Annotated in this window: 24 protein-coding genes; 17 read left to right on the top strand and 7 right to left on the bottom strand. The window is 69.2% G+C overall.

Annotated elements, in window-relative coordinates; all coding sequences use genetic code 11:
- The first annotated feature begins 9 nt into the window (after positions 1 to 9).
- The 3 genes from OG984_RS16495 (at position 10) to OG984_RS16485 (ending at position 2,826) form a co-directional block, all read left to right on the top strand.
- Positions 10 to 822: an MBL fold metallo-hydrolase gene (locus OG984_RS16495; RefSeq protein ID WP_328527377.1), complete on the top strand. Its 813-nt coding sequence runs from the start codon at positions 10 to 12 to the stop codon at positions 820 to 822.
- 109 nt (positions 823 to 931) lie between these two features.
- The gene (locus OG984_RS16490) at positions 932 to 1,582 is read left to right on the top strand and encodes an HNH endonuclease family protein (RefSeq protein WP_328527376.1); all 651 of its coding nucleotides are present in this window, start codon (positions 932 to 934) and stop codon (positions 1,580 to 1,582) included.
- 128 nt (positions 1,583 to 1,710) lie between these two features.
- A complete protein-coding gene (locus tag OG984_RS16485) occupies positions 1,711 to 2,826 on the top strand; it encodes an FUSC family protein (protein ID WP_328527375.1) in 1,116 nt (371 codons plus the stop codon).
- 94 nt (positions 2,827 to 2,920) lie between these two features.
- Here OG984_RS16485 and OG984_RS16480 read toward each other — a convergent pair whose 3' ends face one another.
- Positions 2,921 to 4,048, bottom strand: a complete 1,128-nt coding sequence (locus OG984_RS16480; protein WP_328527374.1) for a glutamate--cysteine ligase — start codon at positions 4,046 to 4,048, stop codon at positions 2,921 to 2,923.
- 82 nt (positions 4,049 to 4,130) lie between these two features.
- Between OG984_RS16480 and OG984_RS16475 the strand changes: the two genes are divergently transcribed.
- Entirely contained in the window at positions 4,131 to 5,474 is a 1,344-nt protein-coding gene (locus OG984_RS16475; protein ID WP_328527373.1) for a threonine/serine ThrE exporter family protein, read from the top strand.
- 87 nt (positions 5,475 to 5,561) lie between these two features.
- On the opposite strand, the gene OG984_RS16470 is transcribed toward OG984_RS16475, so the two are convergent.
- The 4 genes from OG984_RS16470 to OG984_RS16455 are packed head-to-tail and all read right to left on the bottom strand — an operon-like array spanning position 5,562 to position 9,015.
- A complete protein-coding gene (locus OG984_RS16470) occupies positions 5,562 to 6,098 on the bottom strand; it encodes a DUF402 domain-containing protein (protein WP_328527372.1) in 537 nt (178 codons plus the stop codon).
- A gap of 4 nt (positions 6,099 to 6,102) precedes the next feature.
- On the bottom strand, positions 6,103 to 6,642 hold the full coding sequence (locus OG984_RS16465; RefSeq protein WP_328527371.1) for a DUF402 domain-containing protein: 540 nt from the start codon (positions 6,640 to 6,642) through the stop codon (positions 6,103 to 6,105).
- Between the two features lie 16 nt (positions 6,643 to 6,658).
- Positions 6,659 to 7,495 carry an SDR family NAD(P)-dependent oxidoreductase gene (locus OG984_RS16460; RefSeq protein ID WP_328527370.1) on the bottom strand — a complete coding sequence of 279 codons (837 nt, stop codon included), beginning with the start codon at positions 7,493 to 7,495 and terminating at the stop codon, positions 6,659 to 6,661.
- Entirely contained in the window at positions 7,492 to 9,015 is a 1,524-nt protein-coding gene (locus tag OG984_RS16455; RefSeq protein WP_328527369.1) for a flavin-containing monooxygenase, read from the bottom strand. Before OG984_RS16455 ends, OG984_RS16460 begins: the two co-directional genes overlap by 4 nt.
- Before the next feature lie 48 nt (positions 9,016 to 9,063).
- On the opposite strand from OG984_RS16455, the gene OG984_RS16450 reads away from it, so the two are divergent.
- The 4 genes from OG984_RS16450 (at position 9,064) to OG984_RS16435 (ending at position 13,152) form a co-directional block, all read left to right on the top strand.
- Positions 9,064 to 9,654, top strand: coding sequence for a TetR/AcrR family transcriptional regulator (locus OG984_RS16450; protein WP_328527368.1), 591 nt, complete (start codon positions 9,064 to 9,066; stop codon positions 9,652 to 9,654).
- A gap of 156 nt (positions 9,655 to 9,810) precedes the next feature.
- Positions 9,811 to 11,391 carry a hypothetical protein gene (locus OG984_RS16445; RefSeq protein ID WP_328527367.1) on the top strand — a complete coding sequence of 527 codons (1,581 nt, stop codon included), beginning with the start codon at positions 9,811 to 9,813 and terminating at the stop codon, positions 11,389 to 11,391.
- Positions 11,392 to 11,569: 178 nt separating this feature from the next.
- A complete protein-coding gene (locus OG984_RS16440) occupies positions 11,570 to 12,082 on the top strand; it encodes a SigE family RNA polymerase sigma factor (protein WP_328527366.1) in 513 nt (170 codons plus the stop codon).
- Positions 12,079 to 13,152 (top strand): nitrate- and nitrite sensing domain-containing protein, encoded by a 1,074-nt coding sequence (locus OG984_RS16435; RefSeq protein WP_328527365.1) that lies wholly within the window; start codon positions 12,079 to 12,081, stop codon positions 13,150 to 13,152. Before OG984_RS16440 ends, OG984_RS16435 begins: the two co-directional genes overlap by 4 nt.
- Before the next feature lie 90 nt (positions 13,153 to 13,242).
- Here OG984_RS16435 and rocD read toward each other — a convergent pair whose 3' ends face one another.
- Positions 13,243 to 14,481 carry an ornithine--oxo-acid transaminase gene (gene rocD, locus OG984_RS16430; protein ID WP_328527364.1) on the bottom strand — a complete coding sequence of 413 codons (1,239 nt, stop codon included), beginning with the start codon at positions 14,479 to 14,481 and terminating at the stop codon, positions 13,243 to 13,245.
- A gap of 253 nt (positions 14,482 to 14,734) precedes the next feature.
- On the opposite strand from rocD, the gene OG984_RS16425 reads away from it, so the two are divergent.
- From OG984_RS16425 to glmM, 6 genes are all read left to right on the top strand, one after another.
- The gene (locus tag OG984_RS16425; protein WP_328527363.1) at positions 14,735 to 16,180 is read left to right on the top strand and encodes a hypothetical protein; all 1,446 of its coding nucleotides are present in this window, start codon (positions 14,735 to 14,737) and stop codon (positions 16,178 to 16,180) included.
- 2 nt (positions 16,181 to 16,182) lie between these two features.
- Entirely contained in the window at positions 16,183 to 16,401 is a 219-nt protein-coding gene (locus tag OG984_RS16420; protein ID WP_328527362.1) for a hypothetical protein, read from the top strand.
- A 124-nt stretch (positions 16,402 to 16,525) separates the two neighbouring features.
- Entirely contained in the window at positions 16,526 to 16,945 is a 420-nt protein-coding gene (locus OG984_RS16415) for a hypothetical protein (RefSeq protein ID WP_328527361.1), read from the top strand.
- Between the two features lie 280 nt (positions 16,946 to 17,225).
- Positions 17,226 to 17,669 (top strand): 50S ribosomal protein L13, encoded by a 444-nt coding sequence (gene rplM, locus OG984_RS16410; RefSeq protein WP_008362447.1) that lies wholly within the window; start codon positions 17,226 to 17,228, stop codon positions 17,667 to 17,669.
- 14 nt (positions 17,670 to 17,683) lie between these two features.
- Positions 17,684 to 18,184 carry a 30S ribosomal protein S9 gene (rpsI, locus tag OG984_RS16405; RefSeq protein WP_008362446.1) on the top strand — a complete coding sequence of 167 codons (501 nt, stop codon included), beginning with the start codon at positions 17,684 to 17,686 and terminating at the stop codon, positions 18,182 to 18,184.
- Between the two features lie 103 nt (positions 18,185 to 18,287).
- The gene (gene glmM / locus OG984_RS16400) at positions 18,288 to 19,643 is read left to right on the top strand and encodes a phosphoglucosamine mutase (protein WP_328527360.1); all 1,356 of its coding nucleotides are present in this window, start codon (positions 18,288 to 18,290) and stop codon (positions 19,641 to 19,643) included.
- A gap of 95 nt (positions 19,644 to 19,738) precedes the next feature.
- On the opposite strand, the gene coaA is transcribed toward glmM, so the two are convergent.
- Positions 19,739 to 20,704: a type I pantothenate kinase gene (gene coaA, locus OG984_RS16395; protein ID WP_328527359.1), complete on the bottom strand. Its 966-nt coding sequence runs from the start codon at positions 20,702 to 20,704 to the stop codon at positions 19,739 to 19,741.
- Between the two features lie 70 nt (positions 20,705 to 20,774).
- On the opposite strand from coaA, the gene glmS reads away from it, so the two are divergent.
- The 3 genes from glmS (at position 20,775) to OG984_RS16380 (ending at position 24,453) form a co-directional block, all read left to right on the top strand.
- Positions 20,775 to 22,619 (top strand): glutamine--fructose-6-phosphate transaminase (isomerizing), encoded by a 1,845-nt coding sequence (glmS, locus tag OG984_RS16390; protein WP_328527358.1) that lies wholly within the window; start codon positions 20,775 to 20,777, stop codon positions 22,617 to 22,619.
- A gap of 13 nt (positions 22,620 to 22,632) precedes the next feature.
- On the top strand, positions 22,633 to 22,986 hold the full coding sequence (locus tag OG984_RS16385) for a holo-ACP synthase (RefSeq protein WP_008362440.1): 354 nt from the start codon (positions 22,633 to 22,635) through the stop codon (positions 22,984 to 22,986).
- Positions 22,987 to 23,097: 111 nt separating this feature from the next.
- Positions 23,098 to 24,453: an NAD(P)H-hydrate epimerase gene (locus tag OG984_RS16380; RefSeq protein WP_328527357.1), complete on the top strand. Its 1,356-nt coding sequence runs from the start codon at positions 23,098 to 23,100 to the stop codon at positions 24,451 to 24,453.
- The last annotated feature ends 11 nt before the right edge of the window (positions 24,454 to 24,464 follow it).

Genomic DNA, 24,464 nt, shown 5'->3' with positions numbered 1-24,464 from the left:
ATCGCGGCCATGGCCCCCAGCGTCCCCCGCCTCCGGATCGGATCGACCGAGATCATCGCCCTCGCCGACGGCGAGGGTCCGTTCTTCTCCCCGCGCGCCGATGCCTTCCCCGAGGCCACGGCCGCGGAGTGGGCCGAGGCCGACCGCTACGACCCGGGCGCGGTCGACGCCGAGGGCCGCTGGCGGCTCCAGTTCCGTGCCTACGCGATCCGCGGCGACAAGGGCCTCACCGTCGTGGACGCCGGAATCGGTCCGGCGGACGGCCCGGCCGCCTCATGGGCGCCGGTGCCCGGGGTGCTTCCTCAATCGCTCGACGCCGCGGGCATCGACCCGGCCGAGGTCGACACCGTGGTGCTCACGCACCTCCACACCGACCACGTCGGATGGGCCGTCGTGACCGAGGCCGACGGCCGCCACCCCTACTTCCCGAACGCCGACTACCTGCTCCAGCGGGCCGAGTACGACGCCCTCGACTCGCTCAACCCCCAGCTCCGGGAGAGCCTCACCGACCCGCTCGCAGCCGCCGGTCGGCTCCGGCTCCTCGACGGTGACACGCCCCTGCGCACCGGGCGTACGCTCGCCACGCCCGGTCACACGCCGGGGCACCAGAGCGTGCTGGTCGACGAGGGCCGCGAGCTGGCGCTCGTCACCGGCGACCTCCTGGTGCACGCGCTCCAGCTGCTCCACCCCGAGCTCGCCTACGCGCACGAGGTCGACGCCGATGCGGCCAGGCAGTCGCGGGAGCGCATGCTCAGCCGCGACGCCGCCACCACGCTGCACCTGGCGACGCCGCACCTGACGGAGCCGTTCGTCTCGGGGTGATCGTGCCGTTGGGTGAACTTCTCGAAACATCTGGTAACCGCGTTACACGGGGTGCGTAAAACGCGGCATCGTCTGGGGTCGACCGAACACCTCACCTCGGGAGACCCCCATGAAACTCCGTGGCCTGTTCATCCTCGCCTGCGGCGCCCTCGTGCCGCTCACGATTCCGGCGGCAGCACACGCCGAGTCCTACTCCCAGCCGCTCTCGACCGCCATCGGCGACCTCCCGGTCGCGGCCGAGAACCGCACCGGCTACAGCCGCGACCTCTTCCAGCACTGGATCGACGCCGACGGCGACGGCTGCAACACCCGCAACGAGGTGCTGATCGCGGAGGCCGAGGAGGCCCCCACGGTCGGCTCGAGCTGCTCGCTGTCGGGCGGCCGCTGGTACTCCTACTACGACGGACTGTCCTGGACCGCCACCAGTGACATCGACATCGACCACATGGTCCCGCTCGCCGAGGCGTGGGACTCCGGCGCCCGCACCTGGACCTCGACCGAACGCAGGAACTACGCCAACGACCTCGGCTACTACGGCTCCCTCGTCGGCGTCACCGACAACGAGAACCAGGAGAAGTCCGACGCCGACCCGGCCGGGTGGATGCCCGACCTGCAGAAGTGCCGCTACCTGAAGGAGTTCGTCTCGGTGAAGATCCGCTGGCGCCTCTCCGTCGACAGCACCGAGAAGTCGGCCCTCACCAACCTCTCCTCCGCCAACGGCTGCGGCAGCCAGACCGTCTCGGTGACCCTCGCCCGCTGACCCCACGCCGACTATGCAGAAGTGGCGGCCGAATCGGTAGAAGTGGCGTACGAGATCCCGATCTCATTCGCCAGAACGACCGAATCGGCCGCCACAACTGAGGACTCGGCTGGCCTAGGATCTGCGGCATGGCGTTCACTGCTCCGCGAGTCACCCGTGAGCAGGTGGGATCCGACGTACGTCGCCGGCTGGCGCGCCTGAAGTCGAAGCGGTGGCACGTGTTCCAGGCCGCGGGAGCGGCGGGGGTGGCGTGGTTCATCGCGGCCGGGCTGCTCGGCCACGTCCAACCGGTCTTCGCGCCGATCGCCGCGGTGGTCAGCCTCGGCACCTCCTACGGACAGCGTCTGAGGCGGGTCACCGAGGTGACCATCGGCGTCGCGCTGGGCGTCTTCCTCGGTGACGTCGTGGTGCAGGTCATCGGCGAAGGCGCCTGGCAGATGACCCTCGTCGTCGGGATGGCCATGGCCGTGGGCATCTTCATCTCCTCCGGGCAGGTCTTCCGCAACCAGGCGGCGGTGCAGTCGATCTTCGTGATGGGGCTGCTGCCGACGCCCGGCGCGGCGTTCACGCGCTGGACCGACGCGCTGATCGGCGGTGCGGTGGCGCTGGTGGCCGCCTCGATCGTGCCGGCCGCACCGCTGCGGCGGCCCGGCGAGCAGGCGGCGGTGGTCGCCAGGAAGATCGCCTCGCTGCTGCGCGCCGCCGGCCAGGTGATGCTCGACGCCGACGCGGTCCACGGTCTCAAGGTGCTCGCCGACGCGCGCGCCACCGATCCGCTGATCCGGGAGCTGCAGGACGCCTCCGACGAGGGCATGTCGGTGCTGGCGGTGTCGCCGTTCCGGTTCCGGCATCGCAGCCACGTACATCGGATGGCCGAGCTGGTCGAGCCGCTCGACCGCGCCCTACGGAGCACCCGGGTGCTGGTGCGGCGGGCGGCGGTGTCGGCCTATCGCGGGGACATCGTGCCGGAGAGCTACCACCAGCTGGCCTTCGGGCTCGCCGACGCCGTCGACGTCGTCGAGGCCGAGCTAGCCGCGGGCCTCGGGCCGGACGGACTGAGCGGGGAGGCCAGGTCGGTGCTGCTCGCGGTCGGCGAGCACTCGGCCGAGGTGGAGCGTACGGAATCGCTCAACGCCGAGGTCATCCTCGTCCAGATCAGGTCGATCATCGTCGACCTGCTCGGGGTGACCGGGATGGGGCAGTTCGAGGCGACCGACGCGCTGCCGCCGCTGCCGCCCCGCTGAATGCTCACCGAGTTACCTCGGTGAGTGGTCGCTTCCTCCGCGGAACTCCACGAAGTATGTGGCGCCCGACCGAGTTACCTCGGTGAGCATCCCGCTACAGCGATCCCCGCAGGTCCCGCACGACCGAGTCGACCACCGCGACCAGGTCCCCTTCGGTGGACGCCGCGATGGCGCGTTGTCGCTGGTAGGAGGCACCTTTGTGGATGATGTCGTGCACCCCGGCGAGCTCCTTCTCGCAGCCGAGGCGCGCGGCCACGGGCTCGAGCCGCACCAGCAGCTCGGCGAGGTCCTCGGTGACCAGCCGCTCGTCGGAGGCGTCGTTGAGGATCACGATCGCGTCCAGGCCGTAGCGGGCGGCACGCCACTTGTTCTCCTGGACGTGCCACGGCGGCATCGTCGCGATGGGCTCGCCAGCGGCGACCCGGGCGTCCAGGTCGACGCAGAGACAGTGGGCCAGAGCCGCGATCGCGGCGAGCTCCTGAAGGGTCGCGACACCGTCGCAGATCCGGTTCTCAATGGTGCCGATCCGGGGCGAGGGCCGGATGTCCCAGCGGATCTCACTGATGTCCTCGATCACGCCGGTGACCGTCTGGTCCGAGACGTACGCCTCGAACTCCGGCCACGTCGCGAACTGGAACGGCAGCCCCGCCGTCGGCAGCTGCTGGAACATCAGCGCCCGGTTGGACGCGTAGCCGGTGTCCACGCCGGCCCAGATCGGCGAGGAGGCCGACAGCGCCTGGAAGTGGGGGTAGTAGGTCAGCAGCCCGTTGAGGACCGGCAGCACCCGGTCGCGTTCCGGCATCCCGACGTGCACGTGCACGCCCCAGATCAGCATCTGCCGCCCCCACCACTGGGTGCGGTTGATCAGCTCCTCGTAACGGTGCCCGGCGGACAGCTCCTGCCGGGTCCAGGACGCGAACGGATGGGTGCCGGCACCGAAGAGGTCCACGCCGAGATCGTCCCCGGCGCGTACGACCTCGGACGTCGTAGCCCGGATCTGGTCGATGGCCTCCTCGACCGTCTCGCAGATCCCGGTGACGATCTCGACGGTGTTGCGCAGCAGCTCCTTGTGGATCCGCTCGGGGTTGGGCACGCGGGCCTTGGCCCGGGCGAAGAGATGGTCGGCGACGTTGACCAGGTCCCGGGTCTGGCGGTCGACGAGGGCGAGCTCCCACTCGACGCCGAGCGTCGGTCGAGGGGAGGGATGGAAGTCGATCCGCATGTATCGAGCGTTCCTTGCGCGAGCCCGTTTGTCGAGCACCGTGAATGCCTGTTGATCACCGCCCCGATGGCACCCTGTGACGGTGGACGCGCGCGAGGTGAACCTGACTCTGGACTTCTGCCTCCGCGTCGGTGAGCTGCTGATCTCCACCGGCGCCGGGGCCGCTGACGTGACTGCGACGATGAGGTCGCTCTCTCAGCATCTCGGGCTCCGTGGAGCCGAGGTCGACGTCACCTACACCAGCCTCTCGATGAGCTATCAGGCTGATCCCGAGGCGATCCCGATCCACACCACGCGGCAGGTCAAGAATCGCACGATCGACTACGACCACCTGACCGCCGTCGACCACCTGGTCCGCCGGGTCGTACGCGACGAGGTGGATCTCCAGGGCGCCCGGATCGCGCTGGGCCGCATCATCTCCGGCGGCCACCGCCGGCCGCGGTGGGCGGCGACCCTCGGCATGGCGGTGATGGCCGCCGCGTTCACCGTCTACGTCGGCGGTGAGCTCCGGGTCGTCATCCTGGCGTTCATCTCCGGTGCCGCCATCGACCAGCTGCAGGCGCTGCTCCACCGCCGCTGGCGGCTGCCGCTCTTCTACCTGCAGGTCGCCGGCGCAGGCGTGGCCACGCTGCTCGCGGTCATCGCCGCGGCGCTGCCCCTGGACCTCGACGTCTCCACCTCGATCACGGCCAACATCACCGTGATGCTCGCCGGGATCAGCTTCATGGGTGCCCTCCAGGACGCCCTGACCGGATTCCACGTCACCGCCAGCGCCCGGATCATGGAGGCCCTGGTCTCCACGGCCGGGATCATCGCCGGGGTCACCGGCGGTCTGGTCTTCGCCGGCGCCGTCGGGGTGCCGATCCACGGTGCCGTCTCCGGCGGCACCAGCACGCTCCAGTCGATCACCCTCGCCACCATCGGCGGCGCGGTCGGTGCCGCGGCCTTCGCCTACGCGGCGTACGCCCCCAAACGGACGCTGCTCCCGATCGCGGTCATCGCCGGCATCGCCGTGGTGCTCTCGATCGTCGTGCCCGGCGACGTCGGACGTACGTGGCGGGTGGCCGTGGCCGCCCTCTTCATCGGTCTCATCGCCTACTCGGTGGCCACCCGGCTGAAGGTGCCGCCGCTGGTCATCGTGGTGTCCTCGGTGGTGCCGTTCCTGCCCGGCTACTCGATCTACCGCGGTCTCACGATGCTGGCCCAGGAGACTCCGGCGACCACCTCGGTCGGCCTGGTCGCCCTCTTCACCGCCGCCTCGGTGGCATTGGCTCTCGCCTCGGGCGTCTATCTGGGCGAGTTCATCGCCCAGCCGCTCAGCCGCCGGTCCTGGCGGATCGAGACGCGACTGTCCGGGCCGCGCCTCGTCGGTCCGCTGCGGAAGGACCGCACCACCACCCCGGTCCCCGCCGAGGTCGACTCCTAGGGCGGCAGCGGGGGTGCCGGTTCGTCAAGGTATGCAGAGAAACCGTCGCATCCCTAGCGGAGTTCCGCGAGGGATGCGACGGTTCGGCTACATACCTTGACGAACCAGCGCCTCGAACCAGCGCTCGGTGGTGACATTGTCGTACGGCGCCCGGCCCTCCTTGACCGCGAGATAGACCCGCTCGGCGGAGTCCTCGGTCATCGAGATGATCTCGGGCGGATAGCCGTACTCGATCTGGTGGTGCTCGAACTCGTCCTGGTCGTCGATGTAGACCGACCCGTCGAACTTCTTGACCACGTCGAGGTCCAGGTCGATGCAGGTGACCGTCGAGTCCTGCCACAGCGGCGGAGTACACATGTCGACATATATCTGCGAGCTCACCCGCCCGTTGGGCCGGTTGAAGGCAGCGAAGTGGGCGGCGTCGCGGTGAGGGATGAGGCTGACCGAGTCCCAGTCGGCGACCCATCCCTTGCCCGGCCGGGCGAACGCGGTGCCGACGGGGTGGCCGATCCACTCGCCGTGCTCGTCCTCGCCGAGGTAGATCCCGTCGAAGCCCCAGTGGGGTTTGTTGCCCCACTTCTTCATCTCGACCCGGATCCGGGTTCCTGCCTCGAAGCGCGTCATGAGGTCAATCTCCCACGGGCGGGGCGAGGCTCGCGAGGATCTCGAACCAGCGGTTCGCGCTGCCGTCGTACGGAGCGGTGCGGGCCTTCACCTCGGCCAGCACGCGGTCGGCCGCGGTCCGGGCCAGGTCGATGACCTCGGGCGGGTAGCCCAACGAGACCTGGTGTTCGGCGAACTCGTCCTCGTCATCGATGAATACGGTCCCGTCGTGGCGCTCGATCACGTCCAGGTCCAGGTCGACGCAGGTCAGCACCGTGCCGGACCACTCCGGCGGCGTGCTCATGTCGACGTAGATCGCGAGGTCGGGATGGTCGGCGCCGTTGATCGTGACCAGATGGGCGGCGTCGCGTCGAGGTCTCAGGGTCAGCCACGGCCACCCGGACGTGAAGGTGCTGCCGGGCTTGGCAGCAAAGGTGCCTGCGGGATGGCCGATCCACTCGCCGTGCTCGTCCTCGCCGAGGTAGATCCCGTCGAAGGCCCAATGAGGCCGGCCACCCCATTTCGTGAACTCGACACGAACGGGGTGGCCGGCCTCGAAGCGCATGGGCGCCGATTCTGCCTCAGCCGTTCTTCTTGGGCATCACATATTTGGCCCCGAGTGCGATCAGGTCCTGGTAGCGAGAACCGGTGAACTTGCCGAAGTTGTGGATCACGTGGGCGTCGAGGCCGACCAGCACGCGGGCCTGCTTCTTCTCGATGCCCTTGACGATGATCTCGGCGGCCCGCTCGGGCTCCATCTTGGCGAGCTTCTCGTCGAAGAACTTCGCGGTCGCGGCCTGGTCGTCCTTGGCCGAGACGCGGGCGCTGCGGGCGACCGCGGTCTTGATGCCACCGGGGTGGACCGAGGTGACGCCGACCTTGTGGCCGTCGATCAGCATCTCCTCGCGCAGGGCCTCGGTGAAGCCACGCACGGCGTACTTGGCTGCGTTGTAGAAGGCCTGGTCGGGCATGGAGACCAGCCCGAACAGCGAGGAGATGTTCACGATGTGCGCGTCGCCGGACTCGATCAGGGCCGGCAGGAAGAGCTTCGTGCCGTGCACGACGCCCCACCAGTCGATGCCGATGATCCAGTCGATGTCCTCCCAGTCGAGGTCGTTGACCCGGCCCGACAGCGCGACGCCGGCGTTGTTGATCACGACGTTGACCGCGCCGAAGTGGGCGATGATGCCCTCGGCGTACGCCGTGAAGGCCTCGCGGTCGGCGACGTCGAGCTTGTCCGCCTTGATCTCGCGGGCGCCGGCCTGCTTGGCCAGCTCGACGGTCTCGGCCAGACCCGCCTCGTTGACGTCGGAGAGCGCCAGCCGTGCGCCACGGCCGGCGAGGTTGACCGCGAGGGCGCGGCCGATGCCGGATCCGGCTCCGGTGAGCACGACTACCTTGTCGTCGAAGGACTTCATGCGGGGACACTCTCCTTGGTCGTTGCCGGGTTTCCGGCGGCGGTGACGGCGTACTTGTCGACGTCGAACTTGCTGGTCAGGTGGCGGAACAGGAACGTGAAGCTCGGCCACAGGGTGGTGTTGCGGCCGTGCTCGTCGAGGTACCACGACGCGCAGCCGCCCTCCGACCAGACCGTCTTGTCCATCTTGCGCTGCAGGTCGTCGTTCCAGGCGGAGGTGGCGTCCTCGGTGGGTTCGACGGTGGCGTAAGCATTCGTACGCATCGTGCGGATCGCGTCGCGGATGTAGGCCACCTGGGACTCGATCATGTAGACCATCGAGGAGTGGCCCAGGCCGGTGTTGGGGCCGACCACGAAGAAGAGGTTGGGGAACTCGGGGACGGTGGTGCCCTTGTAGGCGCTCATCCCGGTCTCGGCGAACCGCTCGGCCATGGTGCGGCCCTTGCTGCCCGTGATCGCGTGCGCGATCGGGAGGTCGGTGGTGTAGAAGCCGGTCGCCACCACCAGGACGTCGATCTCGCGGCTGGTGCCGTCCTTGGCGACGATCGCGTTCTCGCTCACCCGGTCGATGCCGTCGGTGATCAGGTCGACGTTGTCGGCGGCCAGCGCGGGGTAGTAGGCGTTGGAGATCAGCGTGCGCTTGCAGCCGAGCGTGTAGTCGGGGGTCACCTTGCGGCGCAGTTCGGGGTCCTTGATGCCGCGGCGGATGTTGTTCTTCGCCATCAGCTCGTGGGCCTTGGTGAGCCTGGGCTCCACGGCCAGGCCGAGGACGCGGACCTCCAGGCCCCAGTAGACCGCGGCGCGGGCGAGCCGCTGGACGCCGGGGACGTGGCGGAAGGCGGCCTTCTCGAGCTTGGAGTAGCGGTGCTCGTTGCGGGGGAGGACCCACGGCGCGGTGCGCTGGTAGACGTCCAGCCGCGCCGCCTTCTTCTGGATCTCGGGGACGATCTGGATAGCGCTGGCACCGGTGCCGATCACGGCGACACGCTTGCCCTCGAGTGAGACGTCGTGGTTCCACTGGGCGGAGTGGAAGATCTCGCCCTGGAAGCCCTCGATGCCCTCGATGTCCGGGAGCTTCGGCTCGGAGAGCGCGCCGGGGCCGGCGATGACGGTGGTCGCTGCGTACGTCTTCCTCCCGTTCCTACCCTCGGTCTCGACGAGCCAGCGCTGCTGGGTCTCGTCCCAGGACGCGGCGGTCACCGCGGTGTCGAAGACGAAACGGTCCAGGGTGCCGGAGTTCTCGGCGACCTTCTTGATGTACGCCTCGATCTCCGGCTGGGGCGAGAAGCTCATCGACCAGTCGGGGTTGAGGGCGAAGGAGTAGCTGTAGAGCTGGCTGGGCACATCGCAGGCGGCGCCGGGGTAGGTGTTGTCGCGCCAGGTGCCACCGACGCCGGAGCCCTTCTCGATGACGACGAAGTCGCGCTCGCCGTCCTCCTCGAGCTTGATCGCCGCACACAGGCCCCCGAAGCCGGCGCCGACGATGAGGTGGTCGACGTGGGTGAGGTCAGCAGTGGTCATACCGAGAGTATTCTTGCCTATTGAACAGATGTCAATAGAATGGTCGGCATGAGCCAACGGACGCGCCTGACGCCCGAGCAGCGCCGCGAGCAGCTGCTCGACCTGGGCATTCGCCTCTTCTCGCGCCACTCCCTCGACGAGATCTCGATCGACGTGGTGGCGCGCGAGGCCGGCATCTCGCGCGGGCTGCTCTACCACTACTTCGGCGACAAGATGGCCTTCCGTGAGGCGGTCGTACGCCGCGCCGCCGACGCTCTCGTCGCCCAGACCGCGCCGCCCGCGACGGGGGAGCCGGTGGAGCGCCTGCTGGCCTCGATGACGGCCTACGTCGACTTCGTCGACGCCAACTACGAGGGGTACGTCTCGATGGTCCGCGGCGCCGCGAGCGACCCGGTCCTGCGCGAGATCTATGACGAGGCCTTCTTGGCGTTGGGGCTCCGGATCTTCGATGCCGGTGCCGACTTCGTCGAGGACACCCCCGCGGCGCGGCTGGTGGTGCGTGGCTGGCAGGCGATGTCCGAGGAGCTGGTGCTCTCGTGGAAGGCAGATCCCGCAGGGCTGTCGCGCGAGGAGCTGCTGGGGATGTTGGCCGGGTCGTTGCCGGTGCTGCTGGAGATGCTCGGGCCCGCGGAGCTGTAACACGTCGTTCGTAGGACTATCCGGTCGTTTGGATAGGGCGAACAGTCCTACAAACGACGTGTTACAAGGGTCCGCACACCCCGGTGGGTGTTCGCTATGCTCCGCTGGCCAGGCTCCGGGAGTGCCCGTGAGCCGGTTGAACTCGAGGAGTCCCCCATGTCATGGATTTCCGCCGCTCGAGGTGCGCGAAAGGTGCGCTTCGTCGGTGCGATCGCACTGGTTACGGCTGTGCTCACCCCGGTCGCGACCAGTGCCCCGAGCGCGTTTGCCGAGACGGCTCCGCCCTCGATCACCTCCACGTCGTATCCGACGTTCGTCGAAGCCTCCGCGATGCGCTGGCGTGGTACCCACTGGAGTGCGACGCCGGCCTTCCGGTGGAGTACGGCCACGGCCGAGGGCGTTGCGAAGTACCAGGTGCAGACCTGGCACGGGAAGCGCCGAGGATCGATGGTCGGTGTGGACTCGACGGGTTCCGGTTACCAGTCGACGATCGCGACCTACCCGGCCTCGCGCACGTCGCTCGCCGGACACATCTACTCCGGTGATCAGGTCTGCCGCCGCGTACGAGCCGTCAACAATGCCGGGACGGTCGGCCGGTGGTCGGGATGGAAGTGCAGCCATGCCCCGCTCGGCACCGAGGAGTTCGTGCCGGGGTACGGCTTCGACAACGGTGTCTTCGACTACTACGTGAGGAACAACGGGGCTTCGAACAACCCGGTGCGCTCGGTGAGCTACCTCGCCAAAGGTGTTCGGGTGAAGGTGCGTACCGGCCCGAAGTACGGCAAGGCGCGGATCCTCATCGGGTCGACGCTGCTCGGCACGGTCAGCGGCTACGCGAGCAAGGCCGGCTACAAGGTCGTGACGCTGCAGAAGTCCGCCAACCTGACCGGCGCGATCAAGGTCAGGGCGATCTCGGCCGACACCCGTCCGTTCCGGTTCGTCGGCCTGTGGGCGCTGCGGGCGACGGCCCCGCTGGGGTCGAGCAAGGTGGTCACCTGGCAGCCCCGAAGCGAGCTGTGGCCGGCGGACCCGGTCGAGAGCACTGACACCACGCGACCGACGATGACCGGCTTCTCGCTGTCTCCGACCTTCCCGACCACCCGCAACAGCAACGGCTTCTACAGTGTGAAGGCGTCATGGCGAGGCACTGACAACGTCAAGGTCGCCGGTTACGAGTTGGCTGGAAAGCGCGGCGGCTCGACGTCCTACTACGACGACGGCTCGTCCGTGACGAGCAACACGTCGATGCCGGTAGATGTCGACTGGGCCGGGTCGGCGACCTGCTACCGGGTCCGGGCGTTCGATGAGGCCGGGAACTACTCGGCGTGGACGGGCTGGAAGTGCTCCTTCGCGCCGATCGAGCCGATGGACGGCTGGACCGCTGGCGTCGGGATCCCGTCCGGAGGCAAGATCTGGACCTCGGTACGGACACGCGACGACTACTACCACCAGACCGCACGGACCACGGACCGCTTCTCCGCGAAGAAGCTGCGGATCCAGTACCGCGTCGGCCCGAAGTGGGGCCGGGCGAAGGTCTATGTCGGCGGGACATACTTCGGCACCATCAACGCCTATGCCAGCACGGTCGGCAACAGGTGGATCGCCCTCACCGGCACCCGTGAGGCGCACGAGCGGATCCGTTTCGTCCCGATCACGACGAAGGACGTCCTCATCGGCAAGGTGTTCGTCATCCCCGACGTCTCCAAGAACCTGCCTCCGGCCCCGACCCGCGGCTGACTGGCGGGTGTAACACGTCGTTCGTACGACTATCCGGTCGTTCAGATAGGGCGAGTAGTACTACGAACGACGTGTTACACGTTCGCCCGCACTCAGGAATGCACGCGCCCGCTCCCAACCGATCGACGACCGACCGCGTCAGTAGGGCGTCGGGGGTTGGAACCGGAGGAGGAGACTGGTGAGTCGGGACGAGGAGTTCACCGCCTACGTCAGGGAGAGACGTGCGCATCTGTTCCGCGCGGCCTACCTGCTGTGCGGTGACGAGCATCGCGCCGAGGACATCGTGCAGCTGACGCTGTCGAAGGTGTACGCAGCGTGGCGAAAGGTGCAGAAGGCCGACAGCGTCGATGCCTACGTACGTCGGGTGCTGGTCAACAGTCATCTCGACGAGGGCCGCCGTCCGTGGCGGCGCGAGCGGGCGGGCGAGATCGCCGACCGGCCGGCACCCGTCGGCCTCGGGGCCGAGGACCTCGACGAGCTCTGGACCGCGCTGCGATCTCTTCCTGCAGGTCAGCGCCGGGTTGTGGTGCTTCGACACTACTGGGGTCTGTCGGTCGAGGAGACCGCCGCCGACCTCGGTGTCAGCAGTGGGACGGTCAAGAGCCAGACCTCTGAGGCCCTGGCCAACCTGCGCCGCACCCTTCGTCCTGGCCACGCTGACTCCGACGCTGCCCGAGGAGGCCGGCGATGAACATCTTCGACGACGACACTCTGCTGACCGAGCGCCTCCACCGCATCGGCGTCACTGCTCCGGTCCCACGCGTGGACCCCTCCGAAGACGTACGTCGCGGCCGCCGCCGCGTGCGCCGAGCCCGCCTGGTCGCCACCGCTGGGACCGTCCTGGCGGTCGGCGTCATCGCCATCGCAGGGGTGGCGCTGCGGCCCGTCGTTGCGGACCGGGCCACGGATCCGGCAGATTCCCCGACCTCAACGTCGACATCGTCGGTGCGTCAGGCCGAGTCGGTCGCACAGGCGCTGCCCAGCAGCCTGGACCTGGCGATCAACCTGATCTTCGAGCGCCACGCCACCATGGAGGCCGTCCCCGACGTGGTGCTGAGGCCGATGCGGACGACGACCGATGAGTCCATCACCACCTGGAGCGCGAAGGCGGAGCAGATCGACGCCGGCGGGAACCAGGAGCTCGCGGATCTCCTCTCCAGGATCCAGCAGTCGTTGGACGGCATGGCGGAGATGCGCGCCGACTCCCTCAAGGCCGAGACCCAGGCGGGGCAGCTGGCCTACCTGGCACTCGTCAACGACCTCCTCGCGATCTCAACGTTCGTGCCGTGGGTCGGTGACTCCGAGATCGACTCCGAGATCCAGGCGCTCGGCAGCGTTCAACCGGTCTTCGATTCGCTCCTCGAGGAGCAGGCCGTCATGACGAACGCCATCACCAAGCACCAGCAGCCGCAGGCTCCGGGTGCTGTGCAAGCCGAGCCCATCAGCAAGGAAGACCTCGTCTTGCTGGCTGCGGCCGAGGCCACCTGGCGCCGATCGCTCGCGGACTTCTACACCGCGACCTCGGAGCGTCAGCGCGAGACTCTCGACCAGATCACCTACAACACCGCGACCGACGGGGCCATCGGGCTTCCCGCGCCGCGGGCGGTCAACCAGGTCCTGACCACCGGCAGCCTGGACCGGGTGACGATGACGCCTGACCAGACCGCGGCGTCCTATACCGAGCTGATCCGCGTATTGCAGGAGCTGTTCGTCGCCGCGGCGAACGAGATCATCGACGATCTCGCCGCGCTCGACGGCTAGCGGACGAGTAACACGTCGTTCGACGTACTATCCGGTCGTTCTCTTGGGGCGACCAGTACGTCGAACGACGTGTTACAGGGCGGCTCGGGTCTACTCGGAGACAGCGGCCTCGAGCTGGTCGAGGGCCCAGTGGAGGTCCTCCTCGGCGATCACCAGGGGCGGCGCGAGGCGGATGGTGGAGCCGTGGGTGTCCTTGGCGAGCACGCCGCGGGCGAGGAGGCGCTCGCAGATCTCGCGACCGGTGCCGACGGCCGGGTCGATGTCGACGCCGGCCCACAGGCCGCGGGAGCGGAAGCCCACGATGCCCTTGCCGACCATCGCCAGGAGCCGGTCGCGCAGCACCTGGCCGAGGGCCTCGGCGCGGGCCTGGAACTCACCGGTCTCGAGCAGCTCGATCACGGCGGTGCCGACGGCGCAGGCGAGCGGGTTGCCACCGAAGGTGGAGCCGTGCTGGCCGGGGCCGATGACGCCGAGCACGTCGCGGTCGGCGACGACCGCCGAGACCGGGACGATGCCGCCGCCGAGCGCCTTGCCGAGGATGTACATGTCCGGCTTCACCCCCGCGTGGTCGCAGGCGAAGGTGTAGCCGGTGCGGCCGAGGCCGGCCTGGATCTCGTCGGCGGCGAAGAGCACGTTCTCGCGGGTGCAGACCTCGCGCAGCCCGACCAGGAAGTCGTCGCCGGGGATGACGACGCCGGACTCGCCCTGGATCGGCTCGACCAGCACGGCCACCGTGTTGGGGGTGATGGCGGCCTCGATCGCGGCCAGGTCGGCGTACGGGACCATCACGAAGCCGGGGGCGAACGGGCCGAAGCCGTCGCGGGCGTCGGCGTCGTCGGAGAAGCCGACGATCGTGGTGGTGCGGCCGTGGAAGTTGCCGGCCATCACGATGATCTCGGCCTGGTCGGCGGGGACACCCTTGACGTCGTAGCCCCACTTGCGGGCGACCTTGATGGCCGTCTCGACGGCCTCGGCGCCGGTGTTCATCGGCAGCACCATGTCCTTGCCGCACATCGCGGCCAGGCGGGCGGTGAACTCGGCGAACTGGTCGTGCACGAACGCACGCGAGGTCAGGGTGACCTTGTCGAGCTGCTCACGGGCGGCGGACAGCAGTGCGGGGTGGCCGTGACCGAAGTTCAGCGCGCTGTAGCCGGCCAGCATGTCGAGGCAGCGGCGACCGTCGACGTCGGTCACCCAGGCGCCCTCGGCGTGGCTGATCACCACCTCGAGCGGGTGGTAGTTGTGCGCGGAGTGCGCTTCGGCGGCAGCGAAGGCGGCGGGGGTCAGGCTGGTCGCAGCGGCGTCCTGAGCGTCGTTGAGCAGGGTCATCGCACTCCTCCATCTCGTGGGGCGTTCTCGGTGATCTGAGGCAGAATCATCTGATTGTCAGACAATCCTACGATCAGGCTACGCCAGATGCCTCATCGTTGTCGCCAGCTCGGTAACGCGGCAGCAAATACCGGTGCGGAGGGTGTGCGCCCCGGGGTATATGTTCCGTCGGCCATCTCGGCCCCGCCTCGCGTTCTCTGGCAGCGAAGCGACACCAAGACCATCTCGGGCAAGAGACTCGGAGGAACCACAGATGCGCATGCGCGCACTGGTGGCGGCTGCTGCCGTCGCCCTGATCGTGCCGGCGGTGCCGGCCTTCGCGACGGAGACCCCGTCGACCCCCACGGACTCGTCGGAGACGACGACCGTCGAGACGACCCCGGCCGACTCGCAGCCCGCTCCCGAAACGGAGACCGAGACGGGCACCGAGGCGGACACCGTGACGGAGCCCGAGACCCAGCCCGAGACCCAGCCGGAGGCCCAGCCCGAGACCGAGCCCGGCGCCGAGGCTGAGCCTCCCGCGGCAGGCGTGGCGGAGGAGCCGGCGGCCGCCGTCGTGACCACCGTCGTGATCACCGTTCCCGCCACCACCCCGGCCGGGGGCGCGACGTTCCCGGTGACGTACGACGTGGACAACATCGAGGCGCTCGGCGCCAACCCGGTGGCCAACTGGACGATCACCGGCTCGAACGGCACCTCGCCGAGCGGCCCGCAGTCGGCGCCGATCACGCTCGACACGAACGGTGTCGGGTCGGTCCAGGCGACGATGCCGACCGCGACCGACACCTACCGGCTCACCGGGTTCGTCGAGGGTGAGAGCGGCGCGACCGACTCCGTCACCGTCGAGCTCGGGTCCGTCGACGCCACCAAGCCGGTCGTCACCCTGAGCCGCAGCCTGACGACCTTCTACCCATACCCGGACGGCTACCGCGACACGGTCACGGCCAAGATGACCGTGAACGAGACCGTCGGCTACACCGCCAAGGTGGTCACCGCCGGCGGCACGCTGGTCCGCACCCTGGGCTCGTCCACGAGCTTCACCGGCACCGCGTCCCACACCTGGAACGGCAACAACAACGCCGGCACCCGGGTCTCCGGCACCTTCTACATCCGCATCGAGGCCAAGGACAAGGCCGGCAACGCCACCACCGCCCAGATCTCGGTCGCCGCGTCCGCCAAGAAGCTGACCTGGAAGACCTACAGCAGGACGGTCACCGCCGCCGACGCCCTCGACTACAAGTACGTCGGCTCCTGCTCGACCCTCAAGGCGCCCGCTCGCAGCGACTGGTCGGAGTCCCGCGGCCTCCGTTCGAACGTGCGCTGCAAGGCCCCCGGCGACAGCGCCAAGGCGACGGTCTACACCGAGAACGTCAAGTGCCTGCCGAAGTCGGTCGACGGCAACTACCGCAACCTGACGCTCAAGCACTACGGCGGCCGTCCGAAGGGCTACACGAAGGACGTCTACCTGGTCACCACCGTGCTGCGCCCGTCGGACTGGTCGACGCGTCAGCGCCACCAGTTCGGCAACTCGATCAAGTGGAAGACGATGGCGTCCGTCGCCTCGCCCAACAGCCTGATCCAGAGCCGCACCTCGACGCAGTACTGCCCCGCCGTGTGGTGGACCGCGGGCCTCAACTCGAGCTCGCGCTACGACATCTGGAAGTACGCGGTCGGCATCCAGTACCGCGTACTGGCGTGACCATGACGCGCAAGCTGATCCTGGCGGGCGCCGCGGTCGTGCTGCTGGTTGCTGGTGCCTTCGGTGGAGTCCTCGCCCTCTCCGGCGAGGACGAGCCGGAGCGACCGGTGGTCGAGAAGAACCAGCCGGCTCCGTCGGGTCCCGAGGAGCGTCCGGAGCCGGATCCTGAGGAGGTCGCAGACCTCTACGCCCCCGAGGGTGAGGTCGGCGTCGACCAGTAGCCGACCATCAAGCAGAGAACGACGTACGCCGCCGGGCACGGCTCCGGCGGCGTACGTCCTGCTTCTCACCGAAGCCAAAGGTCTCGCACAGCCTCACCACAGGAACCCGGCGGACTCTGGAAGCATGAGCGACAAGAGTACGGACGAGGCTCCCGAGCCGGTGGAACCGACGGCCGAGCAGTCCGCCGCCGAGCAGCCCGCGCCGGCGTACGCGCCGCCTGCCTACGGTCCTCCGACTGCTGCACCTGTGGCGGCGGTTGCGCCGAAGAAGAAGCTCTCCGACCGGGTCTTCGGATGGAAGAGCGTCGCGGCCGCAGCGGCCGCCGGGCTCGTCCTCGGTGGCGGCGTTGCCGCCGGGGTCGTCGCCGCGGTCGTCGACGGAGGCGCGGACCGCGGCCCGCGGGAGCTGGGCCAGATGCGCGGGGGCGGCGAGATGCCGTACGGCCAGCCGCCCGACTTCGGCCACGACGGCCGTGGTCCGGGCGGCCTCGGCCAGCCCCAGGGCCAGTCCGACGGACGGTCCTTCCCGGGTCAGTCGAGCTGACCCGCCCAAGAACGCGTACGCCGCCCGGCTCCCCGACCGGCGGCGTACGTTCTTGATTTGTCTCCGCTGCGCGGGGACTCGTAACCTTGTGAGGTCGTGACTCCTGCCGCGTCCTGATCCAGTTCGATGAGAACTGTCGCACGGTCAGGGGCGCAGATCCGGATGACTGTCGCTGGGTTCCCAGCGACGGGGCAAGCCGGGCCGTGTTCGTCAGAAGCCACGCAGCAACATCCCGCCTCCTGCACCCGCTGGGCGGGCACTACGAACTAAGAAGGCACACGTGCGTACTTACGCTCCCAAGCCGGGCGACATCGAGCGCGCCTGGCTCGTGATCGACGCGACCGACGTCCGTCTCGGCCGCCTCGCTGTCCAGGTCGCCGAGCTCCTCCGCGGCAAGCACAAGGCGATCTTCGCGCCCAACGCGGACACCGGCGACTTCGTCATCGTGATCAACGCCGAGAAGGTCTCCCTCTCCGGCAACAAGAAGACCACCAAGCTGGCTTACCGTCACTCGGGCTACCCGGGCGGTCTGACGGCCACCCCGATCGGTGAGGTCCTGGACAAGGACGCTCGCAAGGCGATCGAGAAGGCGGTGTGGGGCATGCTGCCGAAGAACAAGCTCGGCCGTCAGATGCTCAAGAAGCTGAAGGTCTACTCCGGCCCTGAGCACCCGCACGCCGCGCAGCAGGCCGTTCCGTTCGAGATCAAGCAGATCGCCCAGTGAGCCAGGACCAGAACATGACTGAGAACACCGTAGAGGTCGAGGAGACCTTCGAGACCGACGAGCAGGGCCTCGCGTACACCTCCGAGAGCGCCCCATCCGCCGACACCCCCGAGCGCCCGGCGACCATCGCCCCGGCCGCCGCCACCGGCCGCCGCAAGGAGGCCGTCGCCCGCGTCCGGATCGTTCCGGGCACCGGCGCGTGGACCATCAACGGTCGCACCATCGAGGACTACTTCCCGAACAAGCTGCACCAGCAGGTCGCGAACGAGCCGTTCGTCGCGCTGCAGCTCGAGGGTCGCTTCGACGTGATCGCCCGCATCGACGGCGGCGGCATCGCCGGTCAGGCCGGCGCGCTGCGTCTCGGCGTGGCCCGTGCGCTGAACGACGTCGACGTCGAGGCCAACCGCCCGACCCTGAAGAAGGCCGGTCTGCTGACCCGCGACGCCCGCGTCGTGGAGCGGAAGAAGGCCGGTCTCAAGAAGGCCCGCAAGGCCTCGCAGTTCAGCAAGCGCTGATCGCCCTCGCGATCGCCTAGCATTGTTGGGGTGCCTCGGCTCGCCGAGGCACCCCGACTCATTTTCGGGCGGGGGCCGACGTACGAAAGAAGGTCACACGGACGTGGCACGCCTTTTCGGCACTGACGGAGTTCGCGGTCTCGCGAACGGCGAGGTCCTCACGGCCTCGCTCGCCCAGAACCTGGCGACCTCGGCAGCACTGGTCCTCACCGAGGAGCTTCGCGGCTCCGGCAGCGGACGCAAGCCGCTGGCGGTCATCGGCAACGACTCGCGCGTCTCGGGACAGTTCTTGCAAGCGACGGTCGCCGGCGGTCTGGCCTCGGCCGGCTGCGACGTGATCGAGGTCGGCGTGCTGCCGACGCCCGGGGTCGCCTACCTGACCGCGGCGCTGCAGGCCGACCTCGGCGTGGTCATCTCGGCCTCGCACAACCCGATGCCCGACAACGGCATCAAGTTCCTCCAGCGCGGCGGGCACAAGCTCGACGACATCCTCGAGGACCGGATCGAGGCGCACCTCGACGAGCCCTGGGACCGCCCGACCGGTGCGTCGGTGGGCCGGATCTCGTCCCACGACAACCCCGTGGAGACGTACGCCGCCCACCTGGTCTCCACGCTCGAGCGGCGTCTCGACGGGCTGACCGTCGTCGTCGACTGCGCCAACGGCGCGGCAGCGGCCGCCGGGCCCTTGGCCCTGGACCAGGCCGGCGCGAAGGTGATCGCGATCAACGACACCAACGACGGGCTCTCGATCAACGACGGCGTCGGCTCGACCCACCCGGAGATGCTCCAGAAGGCTGTCGTCGAACATGGCGCCGACGTCGGCTTCGCCTGGGACGGCGACGCCGACCGCTGCCTGGCCGTCGACGCCCAGGGCAACCTGGTCGACGGCGACCAGCTCATCGCGATCCTCGCCCTCGGGCTCCACGACGCCGGCCGCCTCCCGGACGACACCGTCGTCGTCACCGTGATGAGCAACCTCGGCTTCGTGAAGGCGATGGACGCCGCAGGCGTCCGCGTGAAGCAGACCGCCGTGGGCGACCGCTACGTGCTCGAGGAGATGCGCCGCGGCGGCTACGCCATCGGCGGCGAGCAGTCTGGCCACATCATCATGAGCGAGCACGCCACGACCGGCGACGGCATCCTCACCGCGCTCCACGTCCTGCAGCGGATGACCGACACCGGGCGTACGCTCGCCGACCTCGCCTCCGTCGTCACCCGGCTCCCGCAGGTCCTGCTCAACGTCAAGGGGGTCGACAAGGCCCGCTGCAAGACGGACTCCGGTCTCCTGGAGGCGGTCGCCGCGGAGGAAAAGGCCCTCGCCGGCTCCGGTCGGATCCTGCTGCGTCCCTCCGGCACGGAGAATCTCGTACGCGTCATGGTCGAGGCTCCCACCCACCACGAGGCCGAGGCGTGCGCCGAGCGGCTCGCGGGCGTGGTGCGGTCCCGGCTGGCACTCTGAATGTTCGTCTAGGTATGCAGCCGAACCTTCACTTCCCGGGCGGAACTCCGCACGGGAAGTGAAGGTTTCTCTGCATACCTAGACGAACCAACCGCCTAGATCTTCCGCAACCTCACATACCGCACCGAGTGGTCGCGGTCCTTCCGGAGCACGAGGGTGGCGCGGGAGCGGGTCGGGAGGACGTTCTCGCGGAGGTTGGGGCCGTTGATCTCGTTCCAGATCTCGGTGGCGCGGGTGATGGCCTCGTCGTGGCTCAGGGCCGCGTACTTCGTGAAGTAGGACGACGGGTCGCGGAAGGCGGTCTCGCGCAGACGCAGGAAGCGCTCGACGTACCACTGCTTGATGTCGCGCGAGTCGGCATCGACGTAGACGGAGAAGTCGAAGAAGTCGGACAGGCCGAGCGAGATGGTGCCGTCGGCGCGGACCCGGGAGGGCTGCAGGACGTTGAGCCCCTCGAGGATGACGATGTCGGGTTTCTTGACGGTCACGGTCTGGTCGGTGACGTCGTAGGTCAGGTGTGAGTAGATCGGCGCGCGCACCTCGTCCTCGCCCGACTTGAGGTCGACGAGGAAGCGGAGCAGCGCCTTGCGGTCGTAGGACTCCGGGAAGCCCTTGCGCTCCATCAGGCCGCGCCGCTCGAGCTCGGCGTTGGGGTAGAGGAACCCGTCGGTGGTCACCAGGGCGACGTTGGGGTGCTCGGGCCAGTGGGCGAGCATCTGCTGGAGCACACGCGCGGTGGTCGACTTGCCGACGGCGACAGACCCGGCGACGCCGATGACGAAGGGCGTACGCTCCGGCATCGTCTTGCCGAGGAACAGCTCCTGCTGGTCGTGGAGCTTGGCGGAGGCGCTCACGTAGAGGCTGAGCAGGCGGCTCAGCGGCAGGTAGACCTCCTCGACCTCCTTGAGGTCTATCTGGTCGCCCAGGCCACGCAGCGACTCGATCTCGGCCTCGGTCAGCGGACTCTCGGTCTCGGTCGCGAGCTCGGCCCACGCGCTACGGTCGAGCTCGACGTAGGGCGAGGAGCCGCGGTCATCGCCGTGTGGCCCGGGGTGTGACATGGCAACGATTGTTACGCACTGGCGCCGCCACTTCCTGATGGGGTCCACGAGCGCCGTAGGATCATCCGCCATGTGCGGCATCGTTGGGTACGTCGGAGACCGGTCGGCGCAGAGCGTCGTGATCGATGGCCTGCGGCGGTTGGAGTACCGCGGCTATGACTCGGCCGGGATCGCGTTGGTGGCCAGCAGGAAGCTGGCCGTGGACAAGCGGGCCGGCAAGCTCGCCAACCTCGAGAAGGCGATCGCGGACACGCCGTTGCCGGCGGCGACGACCGGGATCGGCCACACCCGCTGGGCGACCCACGGTGGCCCGACCGACGGCAACGCCCACCCGCACGTCGGCCGCATCGGGCGCGTCGCGGTCGTGCACAACGGGATCATCGAGAACTTCGCCGAGCTGCGGGCCTCGCTGGAGACCGACGGGCACGAGTTCGCCTCGCAGACCGACACCGAGGTGGCCGCCCACCTGCTCGAGCGCGAGGTCGTCGGCGGCGCCGACCTGACCATCGCGATGCAGAAGGTCTGCTCGGTCCTGGAGGGTGCCTTCACCTTCGTCGCGGTCGACGCCGAGGACCCGTCCCGCGTCGTCGCCGCCCGACGCAACAGCCCGCTCGTGGTCGGCCTGGGCGAGGGGGAGTCGTTCCTCGGCTCCGACGTCGCCGCCTTCATCGAGCACACCCGCGAGGCGATGGAGCTCGACCAGGACCAGGTCGTCACGATCACCCGCGAGGGCGCGACGGTCACCAACTTCGACGGCACCCCCGCCGAGGGCCGCCGCTTCCACGTCGACTGGGATCTGGCCGCCGCCGAGAAGGACGGCCACGACTGGTTCATGCGCAAGGAGATCCTCGAGCAGCCTCGTGCTGTCGCCGACTCGCTGCTGGGGCGGCGTACGCCTTCGGGGTCGCTCCACCTCGACGAGATGCGGCTCGACGACGACGAGCTGCGCGAGGTCACCAAGATCATCATCATCGCCGCGGGGACCTCGTTCTATGCGGGCATGGTCGCGAAGTACGCCATCGAGCACTGGTGCCGGATCTCGGTGGAGGTCGAGCTGGCGAGCGAGTTCCGCTATCGCGACCCCATCCTCGACAACTCGACCCTGGTGGTGGCGATCTCGCAGTCCGGCGAGACCGCCGACACGTTGCAGGCGATCCGGCACGCGCGCTCGCAGCGCTCCAAGGTGCTGGCGATCTGCAACACCAACGGCTCCACGATCCCGCGCGAGTCCGACGCGGTCATCTACACCCACGCCGGCCCGGAGATCGGGGTCGCCTCGACCAAGGGGTACGTCACCCAACTGGTCGCCTGCTACCTGCTCGCGCTCTACCTGGCCCAGGTCAAGGGCACGATGTACGGCGACGAGATCGACGGCGTGATGACGCAGCTCGAGGCGATGCCTGCCGCCGTGTCGAAGGTCTTGGAGACCGCGCCGCAGGTCTACGACCTGGCACGTGAGTACGCCGACCGCCGGGCCTTCCTGTTCCTGGGCCGCCACGCCGGCTACCCGGTGGCGCTGGAGGGCGCGCTCAAGCTCAAGGAGCTCGCCTACCTGCACGCCGAGGGGTTCGCCGCCGGCGAGCTCAAGCACGGCCCGATCGCGCTGGTCGAGGAGGGACTGCCGATCTGGTGCATCGTGCCCCCACGCGGCCGCGACTTCCTCCACGACAAGATGCGCTCGGGGATCATGGAGGTGCGCGCTCGCGGCGCGCGCACCATCGCGCTGGTCGAGGAGGGCGACGACTCGGTCGACTCGGTCTCCGACACGATCATCCGGCTGCCGAAGGTGCCGGTGCTCCTGCAGCCTCTCGTCGCGGTCGTGCCGATGCAGCTCTTCGCCTGCCAGCTCGCCACCGAGCTCGGCTACGACGTGGACCAGCCCCGCAACCTCGCCAAGTCCGTCACGGTCGAGTGACGGTGCTGCGCTGATGGCCGTGATCGGAGTCGGGATCGACGTGTGCGACCTGGCGCGTTTCGAGGAGTCGCTGGAGCGTACGCCGCGGCTGCGCGAGCGCCTGTTCACCCCCGCCGAGGCGGGGAAGCCGATGGCCTCGCTGGCCGCTCGGTTCGCCGCCAAGGAGGCGCTCGCCAAGGCGCTCGGCGCGCCCCAGGGGATGGAGTGGCACGACGCCGAGGTGATCTCGGAGTCGTCGGGACAGCCCCGGTTCGAGCTCCGCGGCACGGTGCTGGCGCAGGCCACGAAGCTCGGCGTCGCCACCGTCCACCTCTCGCTCTCCCACGACGCCGGGATCGCCTCGGCGATGGTCGTCCTGGAGGACTGACGGGCTGGTTCGAGCCCTTCGGCCCGGCCCCGGCAGCGACTCGGCGCGTAGGCTGGGGTCATGCGGCGTGCGCACTCGGTTGAGCAGGTCAGAGCGGCAGAGAAGGCCTTGATGGCGAGCCTGCCAGAAGGCGCCCTGATGCAGCGCGCTGCGGCCGGGTTGGCGTATGCGGTCATCGGTCACCTGGGCGGTGCCTACGGGAAGCGTGTCGTGCTGCTCGTCGGGAGCGGCGACAACGGCGGGGACGCGCTGTACGCCGGGGCGCTTCTCGCGCGTCGCGGCGCGCGGGTCGAGGCGTGGCTGCTCTCGGATCGGGCGCACACGGGTGGGGTCAGTGCTCTGAAGGCGGCAGGGGGGACTGTTTCCTCTGGGGTGGCCTCGACAAGCTCGACCACCGGTGCGGACGTGGTCATCGACGGGATCGTGGGGATCGGGGGGAAGCCCGGGCTGCGGCCGGAGGCCGAGGCGGCGCTGGGGATGCTCGCCGGGGTCCCGGTGGTCGCCGTCGACACGCCGAGCGGGGTCTGCGTCGACGCAGGGGAGGTGGACGGCGCCCATGTGGACGCCGATCTGACGGTCACCTTCGGCACCTACAAGCCGTGTCATCTGCTCGACCCGGCGGCCTCGGCCTGCGGGAAGGTCCAGCTGATCGATATCGGCCTCGACCTCCCGACGCCGGCGATCGAGAGTCTCGAGGCGGCCGACGTGGCCGCTCTGGTGCCGCGCCCGGCGCCGGACGTGCACAAGTACACCCGCGGCGTGGTCGGCCTGCGGGTCGGCAGCGCCACCTATCCCGGCGCCGCGCTGCTGGCCGTCGCCGGCGCCAACACCGGGCTCGCCGGGATGGTCCGCTACGTCGGGACCGCCTCGGAGTGGGTCAAACGCCAGCATCCGGAGGTGGTCGGCGACGGGCAGGCCCAGGCCTGGGTGGTCGGCTCGGGCAGCGCCGACGGCGCCAACAGCGCGCTCGCGTTCGCCCGGGCCAGCGGCGTACCTCTGGTCATCGACGCCGACAGCCTCCGTCCGTTGACGGGGCCACTCGGCGTGCCCGCGATCCTGACTCCGCACGCGGGCGAGCTGGCGACGCTGATCCGGGAGGACCGCGCCGACATCGAGGCCCGTCCGCTGCACTACGCGCGGCTCGCGGCCCAACGGTTCCACGCGGTGGTGCTGCTCAAAGGCCGCCGCACGACGATCGCCTCGCCGGACCCCGACACGCCGGTACGCGTCAACACCACGGGCACCTCCTGGCTGGCCACTGCCGGCTCGGGGGACGTGCTCGGCGGCCTGATCGGCTCGCTCCTCGCCACCGGTCTCGCGCCCATCGACGCGGCCTCGGCCGGGGCCTGGCTGCACGGTGCGGCGGCGAGCCTGGCGAGCGCCGGCGGGCCGGTGACCGCGAGCGGCGTCGCCGCGGCGATACCCGCCGTTATCCGATCCCTTCCTGCTGTCTTGCCCCCTGCCTAAAAGAGCACAGC

Origin of the sequence: Nocardioides sp. NBC_00368, from assembly GCF_036090055.1 — a bacterium.
Classification (GTDB): Bacteria; Actinomycetota; Actinomycetes; order Propionibacteriales; family Nocardioidaceae; genus Nocardioides.
The sequence above is the reverse complement of the archived record's forward strand: the minus strand, read 5'-3'. Positions and strand labels throughout refer to the sequence as shown.